This is a genomic window from Flavobacterium shii (assembly GCF_025847235.1).
Taxonomy (GTDB): domain Bacteria; phylum Bacteroidota; class Bacteroidia; order Flavobacteriales; family Flavobacteriaceae; genus Flavobacterium; species Flavobacterium shii.
The window spans coordinates 1-22,439 of record NZ_JAOZEW010000006.1 but is presented as its reverse complement, the minus strand read 5'-3'; the positions used below and the strand labels follow the sequence as shown (position 1 = coordinate 22,439).

The 22,439-nt window shown below is 35.5% G+C and carries 15 protein-coding genes and 1 pseudogene; 9 read left to right on the top strand and 7 right to left on the bottom strand.

What is annotated here, in order from left to right; translation table 11 throughout:
- Positions 1–29 precede the first annotated feature (29 nt).
- The 7 genes from OIU83_RS07610 to OIU83_RS07580 all read left to right on the top strand — a co-directional run bounded on the left by OIU83_RS07610 (position 30) and on the right by OIU83_RS07580 (position 7,678).
- Positions 30–1,358, top strand: a complete 1,329-nt coding sequence (locus OIU83_RS07610) for a hypothetical protein (protein WP_264205649.1) — start codon at positions 30–32, stop codon at positions 1,356–1,358.
- Between the two features lie 13 nt (positions 1,359–1,371).
- Positions 1,372–1,791 (top strand): Dabb family protein, encoded by a 420-nt coding sequence (locus OIU83_RS07605; RefSeq protein WP_264205648.1) that lies wholly within the window; start codon positions 1,372–1,374, stop codon positions 1,789–1,791.
- A gap of 31 nt (positions 1,792–1,822) precedes the next feature.
- Complete coding sequence (locus tag OIU83_RS07600; protein WP_264205647.1) at positions 1,823–2,296, top strand: cupin domain-containing protein; 474 nt, start codon at positions 1,823–1,825, stop codon at positions 2,294–2,296.
- A gap of 344 nt (positions 2,297–2,640) precedes the next feature.
- Positions 2,641–4,050, top strand: a complete 1,410-nt coding sequence (gene gndA / locus OIU83_RS07595) for an NADP-dependent phosphogluconate dehydrogenase (RefSeq protein ID WP_264205646.1) — start codon at positions 2,641–2,643, stop codon at positions 4,048–4,050.
- A gap of 28 nt (positions 4,051–4,078) precedes the next feature.
- A complete protein-coding gene (gene zwf, locus OIU83_RS07590) occupies positions 4,079–5,617 on the top strand; it encodes a glucose-6-phosphate dehydrogenase (RefSeq protein WP_264205645.1) in 1,539 nt (512 codons plus the stop codon).
- The gene (pgl, locus tag OIU83_RS07585; protein WP_264205644.1) at positions 5,598–6,314 is read left to right on the top strand and encodes a 6-phosphogluconolactonase; all 717 of its coding nucleotides are present in this window, start codon (positions 5,598–5,600) and stop codon (positions 6,312–6,314) included. The genes zwf and pgl overlap by 20 nt, the downstream gene beginning before the upstream one ends.
- A 191-nt stretch (positions 6,315–6,505) precedes the next feature.
- Complete coding sequence (locus OIU83_RS07580) at positions 6,506–7,678, top strand: hypothetical protein (protein ID WP_264205643.1); 1,173 nt, start codon at positions 6,506–6,508, stop codon at positions 7,676–7,678.
- Positions 7,679–7,731: 53 nt separating this feature from the next.
- Here OIU83_RS07580 and OIU83_RS07575 read toward each other — a convergent pair whose 3' ends face one another.
- A complete protein-coding gene (locus OIU83_RS07575) occupies positions 7,732–8,664 on the bottom strand; it encodes an NAD-dependent epimerase/dehydratase family protein (RefSeq protein ID WP_264205642.1) in 933 nt (310 codons plus the stop codon).
- Between the two features lie 201 nt (positions 8,665–8,865).
- Between OIU83_RS07575 and OIU83_RS07570 the strand changes: the two genes are divergently transcribed.
- Positions 8,866–10,104 carry a cystathionine gamma-synthase family protein gene (locus OIU83_RS07570; protein WP_264205641.1) on the top strand — a complete coding sequence of 413 codons (1,239 nt, stop codon included), beginning with the start codon at positions 8,866–8,868 and terminating at the stop codon, positions 10,102–10,104.
- A 100-nt stretch (positions 10,105–10,204) separates the two neighbouring features.
- Here the strand turns inward: OIU83_RS07570 and OIU83_RS07565 are convergent, their stop codons facing one another.
- Genes OIU83_RS07565 through OIU83_RS07555 form a run of 3 tightly spaced genes read right to left on the bottom strand, consistent with a single transcriptional unit; the run spans position 10,205 to position 15,923 of the window.
- On the bottom strand, positions 10,205–11,626 hold the full coding sequence (locus OIU83_RS07565; protein WP_264205640.1) for an efflux transporter outer membrane subunit: 1,422 nt from the start codon (positions 11,624–11,626) through the stop codon (positions 10,205–10,207).
- On the bottom strand, positions 11,610–14,765 hold the full coding sequence (locus OIU83_RS07560) for an efflux RND transporter permease subunit (RefSeq protein WP_264205639.1): 3,156 nt from the start codon (positions 14,763–14,765) through the stop codon (positions 11,610–11,612). The genes OIU83_RS07565 and OIU83_RS07560 overlap by 17 nt, the downstream gene beginning before the upstream one ends.
- A 6-nt stretch (positions 14,766–14,771) precedes the next feature.
- Entirely contained in the window at positions 14,772–15,923 is a 1,152-nt protein-coding gene (locus OIU83_RS07555; protein WP_264205638.1) for an efflux RND transporter periplasmic adaptor subunit, read from the bottom strand.
- Positions 15,924–16,357: 434 nt separating this feature from the next.
- Here OIU83_RS07555 and OIU83_RS07550 point away from each other — a divergent pair, with 434 nt between their 5' ends.
- Positions 16,358–16,837 (top strand): DUF1203 domain-containing protein, encoded by a 480-nt coding sequence (locus tag OIU83_RS07550; RefSeq protein ID WP_264205637.1) that lies wholly within the window; start codon positions 16,358–16,360, stop codon positions 16,835–16,837.
- A 158-nt stretch (positions 16,838–16,995) separates the two neighbouring features.
- Here OIU83_RS07550 and OIU83_RS07545 read toward each other — a convergent pair whose 3' ends face one another.
- The 3 genes and pseudogenes from OIU83_RS07545 to OIU83_RS07535 form a co-directional block, all read right to left on the bottom strand.
- The gene (locus OIU83_RS07545) at positions 16,996–18,420 is read right to left on the bottom strand and encodes a SusD/RagB family nutrient-binding outer membrane lipoprotein (RefSeq protein ID WP_264205636.1); all 1,425 of its coding nucleotides are present in this window, start codon (positions 18,418–18,420) and stop codon (positions 16,996–16,998) included.
- Positions 18,421–18,432: 12 nt separating this feature from the next.
- Positions 18,433–21,612 carry a SusC/RagA family TonB-linked outer membrane protein gene (locus OIU83_RS07540; protein WP_264205635.1) on the bottom strand — a complete coding sequence of 1,060 codons (3,180 nt, stop codon included), beginning with the start codon at positions 21,610–21,612 and terminating at the stop codon, positions 18,433–18,435.
- A 670-nt stretch (positions 21,613–22,282) separates the two neighbouring features.
- Positions 22,283–22,439 (bottom strand): annotated as a pseudogene (locus OIU83_RS07535) (HlyD family secretion protein); the annotation flags it as partial.

Sequence of the window (22,439 nt, the reverse complement as noted above, 5' to 3'; positions counted from 1 at the left end):
TACCAAAAAAAAGCAAATTTTAACTATACATGAAAACAAATTATTTAAAAATTGGGATATGTATTTCTCTTCTTACAGGACTAATAAATACAATGAATGCCCAAAAGAAGAACGATTTTGGAAACCCTACGCTCACCCGCTATCTAAACGATGAAAAAACGCGTTCCATATCCTTTAGCGGTTATACCGAAATATGGGCACGTTATCTGGAACTTAATCCAAGAAGCCTTGTAAACGGTGAACAGGTTAATAGTATTTCGGACTTGTCATTACGAAGAGTAAGGGTAAAAATGGCTTACCAGCCTACCGAAAAACTTACCTTTATATTACAGGGTGGTTTAACTAATGTAAATGTAGCCTCAAAAACAACACCTACATTTGAACTATTAGATGCGTATGCCGAATACAAATTTAATGATATAATATCTGCCGGTGCCGGTAGGTCTACCTGGAGAGGATTATCAAGGTTTACTACCGGACCTTTAAACACCTTATTATACGATTTACCATCCTATGCTACGGGAAATACAGGTATATCTGATGAAACAGTAAGGGAATTAAGTATTTATGCAAAAGGGCAAATTGGTAAATTTGATTACCGTCTGGTTATTGCAGATCCATATACCAATGCCAGCGCAGACCCAAAGTACAATACAGCTGTATTTAGCAAAATGAATCCCAACAAAGATTACTCTGGTTATTTTAAATATGAATTTTTTGAAACAGAAAATAATTCTTCACCATTTCATTCCGGAACCTATAGTGGTAAAAAGAAAGTGCTAGCGTTAGGTGCTGGATTTGAATACATACACGATGCGCTGTGGCATTTAAATGAAACAGGAAACACCATTAATGATGACGAAAAAAGCTTTGCTGTCGACCTTTTCTACGATACTCCCATAAACAAGGAGCGCGGTACATCATTTAGTGCTTATGCAATGGCTATGAATAATAACTATGGTCCTAATTATACACGTTATTCTGGTGTGAGTAATCCTGCAAGTGGTGTAAATACAGCTGTAAGTAGCCTTAACGGTGCTGGTAATACATCACCGGTAATAGGAACAGGTAATACCTACTATGTACAAATAGGTGGTACTCTACCCTACTTTAATAAAGATAAAAACAATCTACAGCTACAACCAGCGGGCAGTATAATGGTCTCAGACCTTAACGGACTACATGACAAAGCATTAACTTACGACGCAGGTGTATCTTTATTGATGAATGGTATGTCATCAAGGCTTACCTTTGATGCTCAAAACCGTCCCATCTACGCTTTAAACGATCTTAGCCAAGCTACAGTATCAGACCGAAAATGGCAGTTTGTTTTAAAATACAGAATCGACTTTAATTAAACGCTAAACTATTATGAAACGAAGAAATTTTATCATCACGTCCGCAAGTGCAGGAGCACTGGCACTTACTGGGGGAAAAGTATTAGCAAATACTTTAAATGAAATAACACCCAAAGCCAAAACAGTGTATTTTCATTACCTGTTATTCTGGCTTAAACCTGAACTTACTGCAGCAGAGGTTAAAGACTTTCAGAACTTTTTTGAAGGGCTTAAAAAATTGCCTTACGCCAAAAATGTACGTTACGGCGGACCCGCAAATTCAACCCCAAGACCTGTTATGGATAACTCTTTTACTTATAATGCCTCTATGGAATTTGATTCTCTTGAAGATCTAGAGACTTATGGTAAGCTTGATGCACATCTTGCTCTGGTTTCTAAATACAAGCCATTTTTTTATAAAATGATGGTTCACGATTCTATATATAATCAATAAAAAAAATATTACTTTTAAATTTAATATCAAAATGAATAATTTATTAAAAGGATTTATCCTAGCTGCAGTTCTTATGTCAGTAAACAACAATAATGCACAAACCCACAAAGATGTTGCAGTAAAACCCCTGCAGGAAGCTTCAGAAATTCCTGCTTACCGTCTTATCAATAATCCTGATGGCACTTGTTCATTCGAAAAAGGTACAATACCATCATTAAAGCACATGAATACTACTACATTCTGGTATAGCAATAAAACGGAAGAGTGGGAAAAAAATGCGCATCCTGCACCAAGAAAGCAATATGTAATAACTGTAAAAGGTAAAATCAAATTTAAAGTATCTGATGGCAGCACTTTTATAATAGAACCTGGTGTAATACTGCTTGCAGAAGATCTTAATGGTAAAGGCCATAGCTGGGATATGGTTGATAGTACTGTTTGGGAACGACTTTATATTCCTATTACCGAAAATTCAGATGATTTTTTTAAGCCTGAATCAAAATAAGCTTAAACCCTTTTTATCCAACGGTACATCACTAGCTTAAAAGCCTATTTCTTACGAAATGGGCTTTTTTTGTCTTTTTGATTACTTAACTATTTTTAAAGAGTCTTAAAATTTAAAAAAGATTTATTTTTTGAAGATAAAACTATCATAATAAAGCCTTAAAGAGGACAGTAAAGCACATAATGTTTCAGCATTTTTCTTTAACTTAGCACAGTAAATCTTAAAATATAAGGTTAAAACAAACTTTGTTTTTTGCAAAGAACTGAATAAAAAAGCATTACTGTTTTTTTTCTTACTTTCTTTTGGAAAAGCATCTTTTTAATAATTTTAGTTAATTGAAAACTATGAATAAATTTGATTTTGGAATTGTAGGACTTGGTGTAATGGGCCGCAATTTACTTTTGAATATTGCGAGCCATAACTTTGCGGCAGCAGGTTTAGATTTAGATACCGAAAAAGTCAATTCTCTGCAACAAGAAGCCGATTCTGACCATACAATTGAAGCTACAACAGATGTTAAACATTTTGTAGAACTTATACAAAAGCCAAGAGCTATTATGCTGCTTGTTCCTGCAGGAAAACCTGTAGACAGCGCAATAGCAAGTTTGCTACCTCATCTGGATCAGGGAGATATTATAATAGATGGTGGTAATACTTATTTTACCGATACCGACAGAAGATTTTTGGAATTATCTGCTAAGGGAATCCATTTCTTTGGGATGGGAATTTCTGGAGGAGAAAAGGGTGCAAGATTTGGTCCTGCTATGATGCCTGGGGGAGATCAGAAAGCATACGAGAGACTTCGTCCTATTTTTGAAGCTATTGCAGCAAAAGTAGATGGTGAACCTTGTGTGGAATATCTTGGAAACGGATCTGCTGGAAACTATGTAAAAATGGTTCATAACGGAATTGAATACGGAATCATGCAATTAATCTCTGAGATTTATGACCTAATGAAAAGAGGTTATAACTTGGATGAAGATACGATTCAGAAAACCTTTGAAGAGTGGAACCAAACAAACGATCTTAAATCGTACTTAATCGAAATTACAGGAAACATTCTGAAAGAAAAAGATACTGACGGAAGCAGACTGATTAATAAAATTTCGGATTGGGCAAAATCTAAAGGAACAGGAAAATGGACATCGCAAAATGCAATGGATTTACAAGTACCAGTCCCGACTATCGATGCTGCTGTAGTTATGCGCGATATGTCTAAAACTAAACCTGAAAGAATTGAAGCCGCTAAAAAATTAGTTTGGAACACTGCCGAAACTGATGTAAATACAAGCGAAGCAATTGCTGCATTAAAATCAGCATTGTATTTTTCTATAGTTGTAACTTATGCACAAGGATTAGCACAGCTTAACACAGCATCAAAAGAATATAACTACGGATTAAATCTAGAAACTGTTGCCAAAATATGGCGTGGTGGTTGTATTATTCGTGCTAATGCTCTGGAAGACTTTAGAAAAGCATTTGCTGCAAAAGCAGATTTACCTAACTTACTTTTAGATGCTGGAATCGCTTCTAAACTAACAGATAATCAAGCAGGAATGAGAGCAGTAGTACAATTTGCTGTACAAAAAGGTTTACCTGTAGCAGGACTTATGAACTCCTTAGCATATTTTGATGCCTACAGATCGGAGAATCTACCAACAAATTTAATTCAGGCACAACGAGATTATTTTGGAGCACATACCTACGAACGTATTGATACCGCTGGTGTTTTCCATACACAATGGTCTGAATAAAGAACTTTAAGCAACACAACACACAAAAATGAATAAGTTCAAAAATATAAATCCAACAATCATTGTTATTTTTGGAGGAACCGGTGATTTGGCAAAGAGAAAACTCTTTCCCGCATTTCAAAATCTTTATCTGGATGGTCGTATGTCTGAGAAATTTCAGATTATCGCACTAGGAAGGGCTGAAAAAAGTAATGAAGAGTTCCAAAGCTATGTCCTAGATAATCTAAATACTTTTTCGAGAAAGAAAGGACTTTCTGATCCAGAAACTCAAAAATTTCTTTCGCACATCACGTATCAAAGTTTTGATATTGATAAAGAAGATTCTTACCAAAGATTAAATGCAACGATAAACAGTTTTGATCAAGCCTTTGGAGAACGTGCCAATCGTCTTTTTTACCTTTCTATTACTCCTTCGTTTATAACTACAATTTCTAGTAATATTAAGAAAATTGGCCTTGCGGCAAATGCTAAGCAGGATCGTATTATTATCGAAAAACCTTTTGGTTACGACAAAACTTCTGCGATAGAACTTAATGAAATGCTTTCGCACACGTTCAAAGAAGAACAAATTTACAGAATAGATCATTATTTAGGCAAAGAAACCGTTCAGAACATTCTTGCTTTCCGTTTCGGAAATTCGATGTTTGAACCTTTATGGAGTCGTAATTTTATTGATTTTGTTCAAATTACAGTAGCCGAAGAAGTTGGAGTCGAAGAACGCGGCGGATTTTATGAAGGAGTCGGTGCCTTAAAAGATATGATTCAGAACCATTTGCTTCAAATTTTATGCATGACAGCTATGGAAGCTCCAGCATCATTAGAAGCAGATGATATCCGAAACCGTAAAGCAGATGTTTTAAAATCTATTCGACGCATAAAACCAGATGAGGTTGATCATTACATTGTAAGAGGTCAATACGATGCAGGTTTTATAAAAGGTAATCCAGTTCCGGGATACCGTCAAGATAAAGGAATTGCCCCAGATTCTAATACAGAAACGTACGTGGCAATGAAGATTTATCTGGATAACTGGAGATGGCAAGGAATTCCGTTTTACCTGCGCACAGGAAAAAGAATGGAAGAAAAACAGTCTTCAATCATTATACAGTTTAAACCAGTTCCTCATTCCTCTTTTTCTTATGGAAAAGAAGGCATGACTCCCAATAGGCTTATTATCAATATTCAGCCTTCTATGGATATTAAGCTGCAATTTATGACCAAAAAACCTGGATTGTCACTTTCTTTGGAACCGGCAGAAATGATATTTGATTATTTTTCCTGCTCTACAATGTCGCCAGAAGCTTATGAAACCCTAATTGCCGATGCGTTGGCAGGAGATCCTACCCTATTTATGCGTTGGGATCAGGTAGAACAAGCGTGGGATGCAATTGATACCATCCAGCAAGTATGGAAAACTATAGCACCTACCAATTTTCCTAATTACAAAGCCGGAAGTTGGGGACCTGAAGAAGCTGATGAATTATTGGCTCGCCAAGGTCATGCTTGGATTCGAAATACACAAAATAAAATAAAAGAAGAAATTTTAGATGATACAGATATACAATAATACAGAAGAAATTAATACTGCAGCTGCCGACCTTTTTGTAGCAGCCGCACAGCAAGCAATTGCAGAGAGAGATAAATTTACAGTTGTACTTACAGGAGGTTCATCTCCTGCTGGGATTTACAAATTATTAGCTTCTGATGATTACAAATCTAAAATAGACTGGGCTAAAGTTTTTATCTTCTGGGGCGACGAACGTTGGGTACCTCTTAATGATGATCTCAGTAATGCAAAAATGTCTTATGCTACATTACTAAGCCACGTTCCTATTCCTAAAAGCAATATATTCGAAATGTATAAGGACGGTGTTACACCCGAAGATTATGCAGTTGCTTACGAAGCGTCTATTAGAAAAGTTTTAGGAGACGAAGAAAAATTCGATCTTATCTTATTAGGAATGGGAGATGACGGACATACGGCCTCACTTTTTCCTGGTGAAGCAGTACTAGAGGAACAAAACAAATGGGTTTCTGCCTATTACCTAGAACCTCAAAAAATGCACCGCATTACGCTTACAGCGCCATTAATAAACAAAGCACACAAGATTGTTGTAGTAGCATTTGGTGAGAAAAAAATACATGCATTAAAAGAGGTAACTACAGGAACATATAATCCTACACTTTACCCAATGCAATTGATTAAACCTGTTTCGGGAGAATTATTATTTCTTGTAGATAAAATCGCTGCTGGCACAAATTAAGAAATTGTTTTAGAATCTATATTAAAAAGGTTTATGATTTACAGCATAAACCTTTTTTTTGCAAAAAATTTTAGTGCTGCAAAATCAATTCTGATACAATTTCATTACCACTTCAACATTTTGTATTGTTCTTTACAATTGATATTTAAAACGAATTCTTTATATTTGAGAGTAATTACTCAAAATAAAACATGGATAAAAAATTAAAGCAATTCTTCGTAAAGTCTATTGTAGTGCTATTGTTGATTCATTTGGGCTATTTTATATACGGTTATTATAAGTTTGAAGGAATAGGGAATATCGACATTTATACCGAGTTTTATAGGTTTAAGTTTTATGATGATGTATCTATTTCTCATTTTTTTATAAGTGGATTGTTTTTACTTTTCTTCCTGATATTTTTGCTAAAAAATCATTCGAAACAAAATTATTCTTTTGGTAATTTGCTCAAAATTGGTGGCGTATTGCTATTGATTTCTTTTTTGAGTTTTTCGTTTTTTTTGAGTTATAGTTTTGGCATGAATGCAAAATTGAAAACGGAATTGTCTGAAACAAAATTCAATAAAGACAAAACGTTACTGAATGTTTTAAATCCATTTTTATATAATTATACTTCTTACAGTTCGGATAAATTATTTAATCCGGTTAATATCTTATATCCAAAACCTTATCCGGTTATCGAGGTTGTGGATAGTACTGTGATTTCGGGTCACTATTATAGTGTAGAATATAAATACTATAGCATTGATACTTTAAAAATGCTAACTACCGATTTAAATAAAATTTCTGCAGCCACGAGTACATTTTTAGATAGTATTGGTTTTGGCAAAAAAGAGCTTTTTGAACGAATAATTAAGAAGAATATCATAAAAGATAGTACCCAAATTATATACAAAGGCAGGCAAGTTGATCCTAGTTATGATGAAGATATTTGCATATTTGTTGAAAATAAATCTTTATATAAACCTGTAAAAGGAATTCCGGTAGAGAAGCAGCAATTTGATGCCGCTGTAAAACGATACAAGTTGATTTATAAATACAAGAAGCAAGATTCTTTGTTGTCTAATTTCAAGAAGTTGGATACATTATTGAGAAAATACAAGATCGAAACTCATATAATTCCTAAAGATCTGGTTAAAGACGTTTACTACTATAAAGATCATATTAATGAGCTGTCCGGAATCAATAATAATCTTGACAGAAAGGCGTTAGGTGAAAAATTCACAACTTTGGAACGATTATTTTATGAACCAAAATATCTTCACCCTTCAATTATTGCGATATTTTTTGGAGTAGTTGTAGGAGCTTGGATGCTTGGCTTTTTAATTTATATTTTGGTTAATTATAAAAGAAGAACCACTTAGATAAATGTGAAATTTATCTAAGCAGGCTTAACTTTATATGCGACAGAACAAGTTTATTTTATTTTATAATCTTTCAAAATAATTTTAATTCCCTCTTGGTAAGTTGTTACTCTAAAGTCTGGGAATCGTTTTTTGAATTTTGATGAATCGAAAATATTATCGATTGCATATCGTGGCAATAATTCTTGGGTTTCTCTCACAAAATGATTGAAAACTACCGCAATTTTTAAAACGAATGAGGTTAGTTTTCCATATCTGATTTCCCTTCCCAATTGTTTGGATATTTCTTCCATAAATTCCTTGAATGTCAATCGGTCGTCATCACACGGCAAATGCCAGGTCTGAGAATAAGCGTCATCTGTATTACCAATTTGAGCCATTGCTCTACTGGCATCAGGAGTAAAAATTAAGGTTCTCTTTACATTGTCTTTCAATAAACATTTTGGTTTCTTTTGCTGCAGCAAATTTCCAAATACAAGATCGTTTGTAATTCCCTTTGTTTTGCCTGGTCCATAAAATTCTGGTGCCCGACAAATAACAGCTCTGATTTCCTTTTTTTCAATAGCTGCTAATAACAATTCCAAAGCTATTTTTTTTGCTCTCCCTTTATCTCCGCTAGGTTCCAAAGCAGTATCTTCGGTTTGAATCTTACTGTCTTGTGAATAAACGTATGTATTGTCAAAATAAACCAATTTACAACCTTGCTTTTTGCATCCTGAAATTACATTTTCCATTATTATAGGCCATTGCTCCAACCACAATTTAGAATCATACGGCAGACCAACAGTGAGGTATGCAATCTCTGTATCTATCAGCGCATTTTTTACACTTTCCGGATCTAGTAAATCACACTTGAATAAAATATCCTGATCGTGAACTTTCTTTGGGTTTCGCCCAACCAACTTTATTTCATTAGTGTAATTGCTTCGTAATGCTTTAGCCAATTCTTCCCCGATTATACCGTTTGCTCCTAATATTGTTTGCATTTTTTTTTATAAAGTTAACAATAACTAAAATAAAATTAGTCATATATTAGTAATCTAAAAATTAACTGATTGCTTAAATAGAATGATAACAACTATTTTGTAGTAATTACTGGGTATGTTACCGGCAAATGTAACTAACCTAACTAAAAACAAATTATTAATACTATTACTAGATGCAAAGTTTTTGTATCAAAAAACACAATGAATAATAAAAAAGGATTTACTACTACTACATTACATTCAGACCGTCTTTTACAACCAGAATTTGGGGCACTACACCAACCTATTCATACTGCAGTAACCTGGGGATATGAAGATGTAAATGGTCTTATTGATGTATTTCAAAACAAAACAAAAGGGTATGCTTACTCGCGTCAAGGTAACCCAACAGTGACAGCTTTGGAGCATAAAATAACACAAATGGAAGAAGGTCGCGCTACTGTTGCTTTCTCTACCGGCATGGCTGCAATAACTGCTACTATTTTATCGCTTTTAAAAAAAGATGATCATATAATTGCAAGCTCATACCTCTTTGGTAATTCAAGGAGTATTATGCAAACGTTTATAGAAATTGGTATTGAAATATCTTTTGTAGACGCTACAAACATTGAAAATATAAAAAACGCTTACAAACCCAATACCCGAATGGTCTTTGTTGAGACTATTGCTAATCCAGCCACTCAAGTAGCTCATCTTGATAAAATTGGGGATTATTGCTCAGACCAAAAGCTAATATATGTTGTTGATAATACGATGACTTCACCTTATCTCTTTAAAGCAATTAATGTAAAAGCAAGTCTGGTTATTAATTCTCTAACAAAGTATATAGGTGGCCATGGTAATGCGTTAGGCGGTAGTGTTACAGATACTGGTTTATATGACTGGGACAATTTCCCTAATATTACATCTGTTTTACGCGATCAGATTGCACCAGCTTTACTTGGTATTACTCAAATAAGGAAAAGAGGTTTACGTGATGGAGGTGCTACCCTGTCTCCAGAAGCTGCACATAGTATTTCTGTCGGAGCAGAGACATTAGCTTTAAGACTAGAAAGAATTTGTAGCAACGCCTTAATTTTAGCACGCTTTCTAGATGAACATACATTGGTAAAAAAAGTTAATTACCCTGGTTTAGTTTCTCATCCCCAACACAAAATTGCTTCGGACTTATTTCATGGATATGGTGGGTTAATGAGCTTTGAACTAAGCGATAAAATTGATTGCGTAACTTTTCTAAATCGCCTTAAAGTAGTAATCAAATCCAGTAATTTAGGTGATACCCGAACTCTTGCTATCCCTGTGGCAAAAACCATTTTTCACGAACTAGGAGCCGAACGCAGAAAAGAAATGGGTATTGAAGATTCCTTAATTCGATTGTCAATAGGAATTGAAGATATTCAGGATTTATTAGAAGACTTTACTCAGGCATTGAGCTTTTAGAGTTTAATGCATCGATTAAACCCATATTATAAAATAGTTTGAATATCCTCTTGAATTATCTCAACAGGATATTCAAAATTCAAACTATCTAAATAAATAATTACTTCCACCCTCCACCCAAAGCGGCATAAAGATTTACCACCGCCTGAAGTTGCTGCAATTTATCTGTAACAACACTTTGCCTTGCGCTTAAAAGACTTTGCTCTGAAGTAAGAACATCGGTATAATTGGTATTACTCGTATATTTTAATAATTCTTTTGTAAAATGAACCGCTTTCTCAAGATTAGCGATTTGTTCCAAGCGCGATGGCGTTTTTTCATCTACCATTTGGTATTGATACAGAGCATTGGACACTTCCTGCCCTGCTGTAAGCAATACTTTACTGTAATTATATTCAGCAGCTTCATAATTGGCATGTGCAATTTTTAATCGTTGTTTATTAAGCCCATTATTAAGGATTGGCTGCGTTAAACCTCCCACAATATTAGCGAGAAGATTGCCTGCATTAAAAAAAGACTTTAATTCTGTTGAATATAAACCTGCCTGTCCTGTAATTGTTAAAGCAGGATAAAAACATGTTTCAGCAACATTTACTAGCTCAAAATAGCTTCTAAGTTGTAGTTCAGCCTCTTTCACATCAGGTCTGTTGGCAAGAAGCTGTACCGGAAGTCCTGTTGATAATTCACTATAAACCTGTTCATTAAAAAGTGAATCACGATTAATAGTCCCCGGTGTTCTACCTAATAATAAAGACAACGTATTTTCTGCCTGACGAATATTATTTTTTATATCAGGCACTGTAGATTTTACTGCATAATAATTCGCAGCACTTTGTACTACCGCAGCACCAGTAACTACATCACTATTCTTTAAGATTTTCATTGTTTCCATATCCTTGGAATATACTACGAGTGATTGCTGAATAATATTCAATTGTTCATCATAAGCAAGCAATTGATAATAGGTTACCGCAATATTGGCAACAAGCTGTGTCTTTACCGCTTGTTTATACGCTTCACTGGCAAGATAAGTGGCATACATTGATCTCTTGGTACTCCTTAATTTCCCCCAAATGTCTGCCTGCCATGATGAGAGTGCATACAACTGATATACACGTGTATTAGAAGCCAGCGCATCAGAAGGATGATAAACTCCTGCTGTGGCATTTCCAGAAAGTGTGGGCAAAAACGCCTGTTTGCTCTGTACAAAATTTGCTTCTGCCGCCTTGAGATTGGCTGCTGCTGTTTTTAGATCTAAGTTATTATCAATTCCCTCATTAATAAGCTGTTGTAATAAAGGGTCTTTAAAAATTTCTTTCCAGGAAAGTACAGCCATATTTGTATTGGCTCCCGCTACTGTATCTCCATATAATTTATCCGGAACTGATTGCTTACTCACATACGGCTTCGTAATATTGCAGCCATAAAGCAATACCGAAAAAGCCGCGATCTGTAGAATAAGCCTGTATTTTTTTTTCAATTCCATCATGCTTTTCACTGTAAGATTATTTATTGTTTTCAACAATCAAATCGTCGTTTTCATCGTATTTATTAGACTTTATTTTTTCCTGTAATCCCTGAAAGATTACGTACAATCCAGGTATCACAAATATCCCGAGCAGAGTCCCAAACAACATTCCACCGATAGAACCTATACCGATAGATTTATTACCATTCGCCCCCACTCCAGTTGAAAACATTAAAGGCATCAATCCAAAAATAAAAGCCAATGAGGTCATTAATATAGGTCGGATTCTGATTTTCGCTCCCGTGAGTGCACTTTCAAGAAGATCCATTCCTTCTCGTCTCTTTTCTAAAGAAAATTCCACCATCAAAATAGCATTCTTGGCTAACAATCCTATAAGCATGATCATACAGATCTGTACATAAATATTATCATCTATTCCAAATAATTTAGCAAAGACAAAAATACCGCTTAGTCCTACTGGCAATGAAAGAATTACTGCAAACGGAAGAATGTAACTTTCATACAAAGCACTCAGCAATAGATATACAAAACAAAGGCTTAATAAAAAAACGATACTAGCCTGAGAACCGGAACCCTGCTCTTCTTTACTGATACCACTATATTCAAAACTATAACCGGGAGGTAAAAGCTTAGCAGCAACTTCATTTATAGCTTCCATAGACTGGCCTGTACTGTATCCTGAATTTGGCGAACCACTTACCGAAATAGCATTGTACATATTAAACCTGGATATAGACGAAGGTCCATATACTTTTTTCATTATAATGTATTCCGAAATAGGACTCATAGTTCCGCTACTTGTGCGGATTTTAATATTATTCATCTGTTCAACAGTTCCTCTATAAGGATTATCGGCTTGGAGAATAACCTGATACTGCTGCCCAAACTCAGTAAAATTACTCACATAGGAACTTCCATAGTAAACATTCATCAAATTGAGAATATCTGCTGGCTGTATTCCGTTGTCTTCGCATTTAGCAATATTAACATCTACTTCATACTGCGGAAAAGTTGGATCGAATGCTGTAGCCGCATACTGGATCTCGCTTCTTTTATTAAGTGCTGCCAAAAAATTTTGTGATACCTTATAAAATTCTCCAATACTATGTCCTCCTCTGTCTTCAATTTGAAATGTAAATCCTCCACTGGTACCAAAACCGCTAATTGTAGGCTGCTGCATAAAATTGATAGAAGCGCCCCGTATGTTTTTTGTTTTATCCCTAAGCTGTTGAATTACATCTACATCTGTAATACCGGGACGATCGCTCCAAGGGGTAAGCCGTAAAATAAGCATTCCGTAAGAACTCCCGCTTCCTCCTAGCTGATTTTGTCCCAGCGTAGTCATTGTAGCCTGCACTTGTGGGATGGTATGAGCCATACTATCGATCTGTTTATTTATGACTTGTACTCTTTCTTTTGCTGCTGCTGCCGGCAACGTTACGTTCACGAAAATTGTACCCATATCCTCCGCAGGAACGAAACTGGAAGCTACACTCTTGATTGTAAAATAAAAGAGCCCGCTAAAAAGCAATACAAAAACGGCAGCCATCCATTTTCTCCTTATAAGAAAAGATACAGCGACTATATACTTATCAATCAGCTTTCCATAATTGGAATTAAAACCATTTTTTAACTTTTGTAAAAAACTTTTATTATCATCCTCTTCTCCATGTTTTGGCGGCTTTAAAAACATAGCGGCAAGAGCAGGACTTAAAGTAAGAGCATTCACTGCCGAGATCATAATAGCAATAGCTAATGTAATTCCGAATTGCTTATAAAAAACTCCAGCTGAACCTCCTAAAAAAGTTACTGGAAGAAATACTGAAGCCATTACAAGGGTAATAGAAACAATAGCAGGTGCAATCTCTCCCATAGCATCAATTGCAGCTTTACGTGAGGAAGTATAACCATGTTCCAGCTTACTATGCACAGCTTCTACCACTACTACGGCATCATCTACCACAATACCAATTGCTAATACCAAGGCAAATAAAGTAAGTAGATTAAGGCTATAGCCAAATAAATACAAAAAGAAAAAGGTTCCTATAATAGACACCGGAACCGAAACTCCATGAATAATGGTCGAACGTACATCTTGTAAAAATATAAGGATCACAAGAAATACCAATAAAAAGCATTCGATTAGGGTATGAAGTACTTTGGTAATACTTTCGCTAAGGAAATTATTAATATTCACCAATTCCATCATTTTAATCCCAGAAGGAAAGCTTTTAGAAGCATCGGCCATTACTTTCTGCGCCCCCACGATTACCTGCTGTGCATTAGAACCCGGCGTTTGACTGATAGCAATCGCTACAGCTGGTTTTCCATTAATAGCTGTAACACTAGTATAAGTTTGAGTTCCTAAATCAATACGTGCAATATCTTTTAAATAAAGATATTGTCCGGTTCCTATTGATTTGATAATAACATTTTTAAATTGCTCCAATGAAGTTAATGTACCAGAATAGGTAATATCATACTGAAACGCCTGAGCCATATTATCGCCTATCTTACCTGGAGCAGCATTAAAACTTTGTGCATTCAAAGCATTAGTGACATCTGCAGGGACCAATCCATACGCTGCCATTTTATCCGGCTGTAACCAGATGCGCATTGCATAAGTCATTACACCTCCAAATATCGTAGCTCCACCAACTCCTTTTGCTCGCTGAAGCTGCGGAACAAGATTTATTGCAGTATAATTTTGCAAAAATTTCTGATCATATTGTGGACGGTCGCTGTACAACCCAACAATCAGTACGTTACTGCTTTGTTGTTTCCTCACCGTTACCCCAGCCTGAGTTACCGCCAGCGGAAGTTTAGACAATACAGTACTTATCCGGTTCTGTACATCTACCGCCGCTTGGTTAGGATCTACCCCTACCGAAAAATATACGCTAATACTAGCAGCACCAGTGTTACTTGCAGAGGAAGTCATATAGGTCATTCCTTCCACCCCATTGATCTGTTGCTCAAGGGGGAAAACTACACTATTGATTAGCGTCGTAGTATTTGCTCCGGGATAAGAAGCCGACACCTGAATCGTAGGCGGTGCAATATCCGGATACTGTGCCACCGGCAGACTGCTAACTCCTAAAATACCGAGTACGACAATGATCACAGAGATCACTGTACTTAATACCGGTCTTCTTATAAATAGTTTCAGCATTGCCTTTTAGTTAGATTTGGTTTTCATGGTGCTATAAATAGTCGCTGAGTTAACAGGCATCGGTTTTATCACGGTACTATCAGCAATATTTAATCCATTCAGAAGAAGTTTATCTCCTGCTTTAACTCCATCTTTAATTACTATAAAATTACCGTCGTCTGTAGGCGAAGTTGTTACCGCAGTACTCATTACTTTATTTCCATTCATGACCTGATAAACCAATGACTTATCCTGTAATTGATAAATCGCTGTCTGTGGTGCCAATAAAGCATTATCTAAGTTCACGGGAATCCTAATCGTAGCACTTGCTCCATTCTGGATGAGACCTAATTTATTATCGAATATCGCTTTGAATGTTGCAGTTCCGGTACTGGTGTCTATACCTCCGCTGGCTGTCTCCAATTTACCTTTTTCAGGATATACTGTTCCATCTGCTAATACCAATGTTACCATAGGCATATTATTTAGTTTTTCGGCAGTTGAGCTGCCTTTCATAGTATTCATAAAATCCAGCAGCTGCTTTTCACTAAGAGAAAAATAGGCGAATACATTAATCGTATTAGACAGTGTCGTAAGCGGATCTGTGGTTGTACTGCTTACTAATGCGCCAATTTTATAAGGGATAAGACCAATGGTACCACTTTGCGGACTACGTATATACGTATATCCCTGATTGGTCAATGCATTAGCAAGGGTAGCTTTTGCTTGGGATAAAGCAGCCTGTTGTGATTCTAGTGTATATAATGCGGAACTCAGTTCATATTTACTTACGATTTCCTGCTCTACTAAGGGTCTTGCTTTTTCAACATTCATGCGGGCTGTATTTACATTGGCTTCCGCAATCTTTATAGCCCCTTTGGCAGTAACAATATCCTGCTCATATTGAGGATTTTTAATACGGAATAACAGCTGTCCTTTAGTAACAGAAGCGCCCTCTGGCACATAAATATCCTGGAGATAACCTGAAACCATTGGCTTGATCTCTACAACATTTTGCCCTTGTATAGAGGCAGGAAAATCGTTATAAACGGTAACCTGTCTCGGAGCCAACGTCAATACTTGATAACTTTGTATGGGATTTTCTTTTGGCGGTGTTTTTTTTCCATTACAGGAAAATAATACTACCGAAATAAAAAGAATAAACTTATTTTTTATCATAGTAATGTGTTTATATTAAAATGCAATCAAATAGAAATCCAGAATTTATAAGTCATTTTCTTAATCAAAATTTTCAAAAATTTATTATTATAAAAATAAGGATTTAATAGATATAATTCAGAAAAAACATCAAAAATCAATTTATTTTTAAATAATTAAAAAGGAATTGTAACTCTACCTTAATACAACAAAATGGTCTCGAAGTGTTCGCCTATTTTCAAAATATATTTATTGCTGATAGAATCTTATTTGTTCAAAATTATAACTCAGAATCGGTTGCAAAAAAATTCCGCAAAATCAGAGACATTTGCGGAGCTTTTCAATAAGAATACTTAAGATATCTGGTGACAAACATCAAAATAGGAATATAATTTAGCAAGAAACGGATTTTTAGTAAAACATGCTAAATCTAAATTTGCTTAAAAATAAAAATTATGAAAAAGTTTAAAATTGTTCCTTTAACAAAAGAATACGCAAGAAAAATTCGTGAAACGAATATTGATACTTTTGGTAATATCGTTTACGATCAATTAGCATCAGGAAAAGGTCCGTGTCGAGTTTCGTTGAAACCCTTTAATGTTGGTGAAGATATTCGATTGGTTTTTGCGTATAGCCCATTTTCGATAAACAATGCTTTTAATCAATCCGGACCAATATTTATTCATAAAAATGAAGTTGAAGAATACTCAGATATTTATAACTTCCCGCCTGAAATAAAAATCGATAAAGAAAATTTTCCGCTGTCATTAATTGGATACAATAAAGAACAGAAAATGATTTTCACAAAACTAGTTGGTAATCAAGATATTGATTTACTGATTCCTGAAATCTTCGAAACAGAAAAAGATGTTGAATATCTTCATGCAAGAAATTCTGAAGCTTGTTGTTTTATTTGCAAAATTGAAAGAGTATAATTAAGAGGATTTATAATTTTTAGTAGGCAATAAATCAACAATTCAGTATTTTTTTTAGTAAAAAAAAGCACCTGCAGTCAGCAGGTGCTTTATATTCTTTCTCTTAATATAGGTGCTTGATTTTAAGCTAAAGTTGAATATCCTTTTCGGAATACAACTTAATTTACATCAAACCATAGTTTTGTAGTAAGTAAATCTTTTCCCTGAACAGATACTGCAGCCTGATAGCTAGTACCGTTCAACGATTGCTCTGTCCCTGGGTAGAAGAATCGCGAAGGTAGCTGTCCGTCCAAAACCGTAGCCGGACCGGCTGTTAACACCGGATAGTCAAGTCTTCTCCACTCAGCAAAGGCATCAAGACCTTGTCCAAAAAATGCAATCCATTTTTGTGTACCTATCGATTTGGCATAATTTGTTGCATCGTATTTCACAGTTGTCTGATTAAGATAATTAGAAATAATTGTTGCGTCGGTAATACCAAATTGATTGAACGATGCCGTAATTGCACTTTTATAAAGTTGCTCTGCATCTCCAGAAATATAACCACGGGCTACTGCTTCGGAAAGATTGAACAACGTTTCCGAATAAGAAGCAATTACAGCCGGCGACAATGAAGTCAGGAAGTAAGTACCTGGTTTTGATGTTTTAGCAAAACCCTGACTATTGGCATCACTATTTGACAATCCATTCCCCCCTCCAACGTATTTACCTACACTTGCATCCGATGGTAACTGAGCATAAACTGGTAAACGTGGATCGGATAACTCATATAACTTATCAACCAATGTCTTCGAAATACGGAAATCGTCACGGGTCTCAAACCAAGCCGAAGCTGGATTTTGCTGAGGTGAACTAGTGTAAATAAACTGAAAGATTTCGCTATTACTGCTAATCACTCCTACAGCATCGGTTGTTGCCTCAATCGCAGTTTGCTTAGCCAAAGCTGATAGTTTATCCGAAATTCTCAACGCTATACGCAAACGAAGCGAATTTACCAGTTTTTTCCATTTAGTAATATCTCCTTTATAAGCCAAATCACCAGTAACAGTACCGTTTGTAGTACTTAGTAAAGATTGAGCTTTTTTCAAATCTTCAAGCAATCCCGTATATACTTCCTCTTGAGTATTATATGCCGGTGTCACTTTTTGACCTGCTTCTTTATAAGGAATGCTTCCATAAGCATCTGTCAATAATAAAAACGTCCATGAACGCAGCGTCAGTGCGATCCCTTTATAATTTGAATTTGCCTGCTGATCCGAGAAATTCAGAATCGTGTTCAAATCTGTAATCAAGGTTGCATATCCGGTATTCCACAAAGAAGTGAAAGAAGTATTAGAGACATCGTATCTGTCTGGTTCAGTATATTGGATTTTAGCCCAGTGCTGAACAAATAACAACGAGGAGTTAAAGTTATTATCCGCCCCCCAATATAAGTCGGCACCCTGCTTTAATGTTCCTGTTAACAGGTAAGGTGCCAACGGTGTTTCAGTTGCATTTGGATTTTTATTAATATCATCCAGAGTATCACTACATGAGGTGAGTGACAATGCAAATAGAGTTATATAGGCTAGTTTTTTTAGCATGATTTCGTGTTTTTAAAATTTAAGATTAACATTAAGGCTAAAACTTCTGGTAGTTGGCAGGGATAAACTCTCCAAACCTTGTGCATTTCCAGTATTAAAAGCTGTTTCAGGATCAATATTTGGCGCATCTTTATAAATAAATAGCAGGTTACGACCTACGGCAGTAATACTAGCTCCTACCAATCCCAGCCTCTTAGCAAAAGCCTTATCGAAGTTGTAAGCAAGTTTTACTTCTCTTAGTTTTACAAAAGTTGAGCTGTAAATATAAGCTTCACTAATATTGTATGACGCCTTGTAATATTCCTGTGCACTAATTACCTGAGTGTTCGGAGTTCCATTAGCATATACACCGTTAAAGATCATTCCATCATCATATACCGTTGCACCATTTGGAGCTGTTCCACCTCCAAGCAAAGTTTTGGTAGTACCTGCATAATAGTAATTCAATCCGCCATTGGCAGCATCACGACCTGGAAGAGTTTGAGCTAGTACACCTGTATAATTACCCGTTCTGTTTGTTCCCGAAAAAAGTTCTCCACCTACACTGGCATCAACAAGGAAAGAAAATTCAAGATTTTTATAGGTCAAGGTGTTTGTAACACCAGCTAAATAGTCTGGAGTATAATGTCCTAATACTCTCTTTTGCGGATCAGCTTTCGGCAATCCATTGGCACCTACTACTATGTTTCCACTTGCGTCGCGCTCATAAGCTGTGCCATAAAGTGCTCCATAAGCTTGCCCTACAGAGGCCAATACATCAACACCTCCCGAAGTACCAATTGTGTAGTTTTGAATTTGTTTATCGTAGTCAAGAATGGCTACTTTACTAACATTCTTTGAATAATTTACGCCTACATTCCATTTGAAATCTTTGGTTTGAATAGGGGTTCCATCCAATTGAATTTCTATACCGCGGTTGTTTATTTTACCTGCATTAATTAATTGCGTATCATAACCACTCGACGTAGTTGTTTTTATTTCCAAAATCTGGTCGAAACTATTCGTGTTATAATATGCTACATCTAGATGCAATCTATTTTTCCAGAAAGAAGCTTCAAGACCCAATTCAGTAGAGCGGGTTGTTTCCGGTTTCAGGTTCTCATTAAGTTTCTTTCTAGATGAGGTTTGAATTGGATTTCCGTCAAATGCGGTTTGAAAATTGTAAACTGTAGCCAATTGATATGGATCTGCATCATTACCCACTTCAGACCAACCACCACGTAACTTTAAGAAGTCAAGAGTATTGCTTTTTAAGTTCAAGGCATCGGTTAGTACAAAACTACCATTAAAAGAAGGATAGAAATAAGAACGGTTACTACTTGGTAATGTCGATGACCAGTCATTACGGGCAGTTACGTTCAAAAACGCATAATTTTTATAACCCAATTGTGCTGAGGCATACGCACTATATACTCTCAATCTTGATAATATGTTCGATGACGTTAACGGATCTCTCGAATTAGTCAATGTATACAAATCCGGTACAGCCAGACGTGGTGCTTTTTGATAATTGTTTGCATCACTATGGTTACGAATATTGAATCCGGCAAGAGCATCCAAACTAAAATCATCATTCAGTTTTTTGGTATAGGTAAAAATACCTTCTGTATTTCTTTCGTTTACAGTATAAGCATCTTCTGCATACGATCCGAAAGGAGTTCCATTTGTACCATACTTAATCTGGTATTTTCTACGATCGTTATAATAGTCAACACCAGTACGGAATCTAAAATTAAGACCATCTATAATTTTTGCATCCAAATGAATATCACCTATTAAACGGTTACGTTGCTGACTTGTAGTATTATAATAAGCATTCCAATACGGATTGCTGTAATAGCTATTGTTCCAGTTAACATCTCTATTATTTCTAAGCTCATTGATATCTACCTGACGTCCAAACCAAAGAAATTGGAGCATTACACCAGCAGCACGGTTACCCGATGGACCACCTGGTAAAGCTGGAGCATCAGTAACAATATAGTTAGCAGTTACCCCTATTTTTACATTTTTAGATATTTGATAATTAGTGTTAACAGTAAAGTTTGTTTTGTTTACTTCACTGTTAGGTACTGTTCCTGTTTGTTTTTGATTATTAACTCCGATACGGAAATCTGATTTGTCATCCGATTTCGCCACAGAAATACTATTATCAAAAGTAAGACCTGTATTAAAAAAGTCTCTCACATTATTAGGATGAGCTACAAAAGGCACTGCTACACCATTTGAATTAAATTGAGGAATAAGGCGCCCATCCATTTTAGGCCCCCAGCTTTCATCAACTCCGTCATTAACTCCGCCTCCTTTACCATCTACATAGCTGAATCTTCCGTTTGATCCTTGTCCAAACGAATTTTGAAACTTAGGCAATGTAGCAACTTGAGAGATTGTTATACCCGAACTAACGTTTATACCTAGTCCGTTTTGTCCTTTTCCTGATTTTGTAGTAATAAGAACAACTCCATGCGCTGCACGTGATCCATAAAGAGCCGCCGCATTAGGACCTTTCAGTACAGTTAATGTTTCAATATCCTGTGGATTTAAATCGGCAATTGCGTTTTTGAAATCACGGGTGGCTCCACCAACGCTTCCTAACTGCGAGTTATCTACCGGAACTCCATCTACCACAAATAATGGTTGGTTGTTTCCGGATATAGAAGTTTCTCCACGAATAATGATACGTGAAGATCCCATGTCTCCTTGCGAATTGGTGATACGTACTCCAGCTAGTTTACCACTAAGACTATTTAAAAAATTCGTTTCTTTTGTCTCCGCCAATTCTTTGCCTTTAAGTGCCTGAGTAGTATATCCCAAAGATTTTTTTTCTTTCGTAATACCTAGTGCAGTAACTACAACTTCTGACAACGCATTCTGCTCTTCAGAAATATTAATGATAACTGAATTTTCATTAGCAACAAATTCCGTTTTTTTATACCCCATATAACTTACTATTAGCGTATAAGGAAATTTTTGCCCCGTTTGAAAATAAAACTTCCCATCTAAGTCTGTTATAGCCCCGTGCGTAGTACCTTTAATATTTATCGAAGCACCGATAATAGGCTCCTTTGTAATAGCATCAACTACTATTCCGTTGAGTTTGGACTGGATTAATGGTTTGCTCTCTTGAGCATTAATCCCTATGGAAATCAACAAAATGCATAACCATATATATCTATTTAATTTTTTTTTCATTACTTTGTTTTGGTTTATTAAATAAGGGGAGTCGAAAACGGATTTACTCCACTCTCACTTTCCTTATAGAGATGTACAATTTCTTTAAGCTTCACCATTTCTGTTCCCGCAGAAATGGTTTCTTTTTACCTGCAACACATTCGTTTTTTCATTTTTATTTATTTTTAGATTACTATTACTTAAATTGGTCTATACGAGATTTCAACCCCTAAAATTTAGAGATCCATCTTATTTAAAATTTGTAAGAATTAAGGATTGAAGAATTTTTAACAGCAACAACTCAGAGGACATAAATTGTCAAATGGTTCTTGCTTGTTCAAAAATGAAATGCATTTGATAGTCTTTAATCTTTTTTGTACTTAATCTATTTTAAGTTCTACTAATTCAGTAGAACAAAAGTATATTAAAAATATTAACACAAAAAATTTAACGGTAATTTTTGCAAAAAAAATGTTAACTAAAATTTTAGTAAAATTTTAATTAACTATAAATAAGATAGTTGACATCTAACTGCATTTTTTTATTGTGTAAGAATTTTTCTAAACCGATACCATTAAATTAGAAATATCAACTGTTTTTAAACTCTTTTGTTAACAAAATAAGCAGCATTATCGCGGAATTTGGATGCGACAGAACCAAAACAGAACCTATACAACCCTTTAGGTTAATTCTAATTCTGTCTAAAAAGGCTTTTGAATTGATAAAGTATTCTCTCAAGTAATCGAAGATCTTCGGTAACAATTTCTGCGCTTCCTTTCATTTCCTGCTGAAAAGGGATTTTCTTATCATATGATGTTTCCAATCCTTTTGGCAGTGATATATCCAAT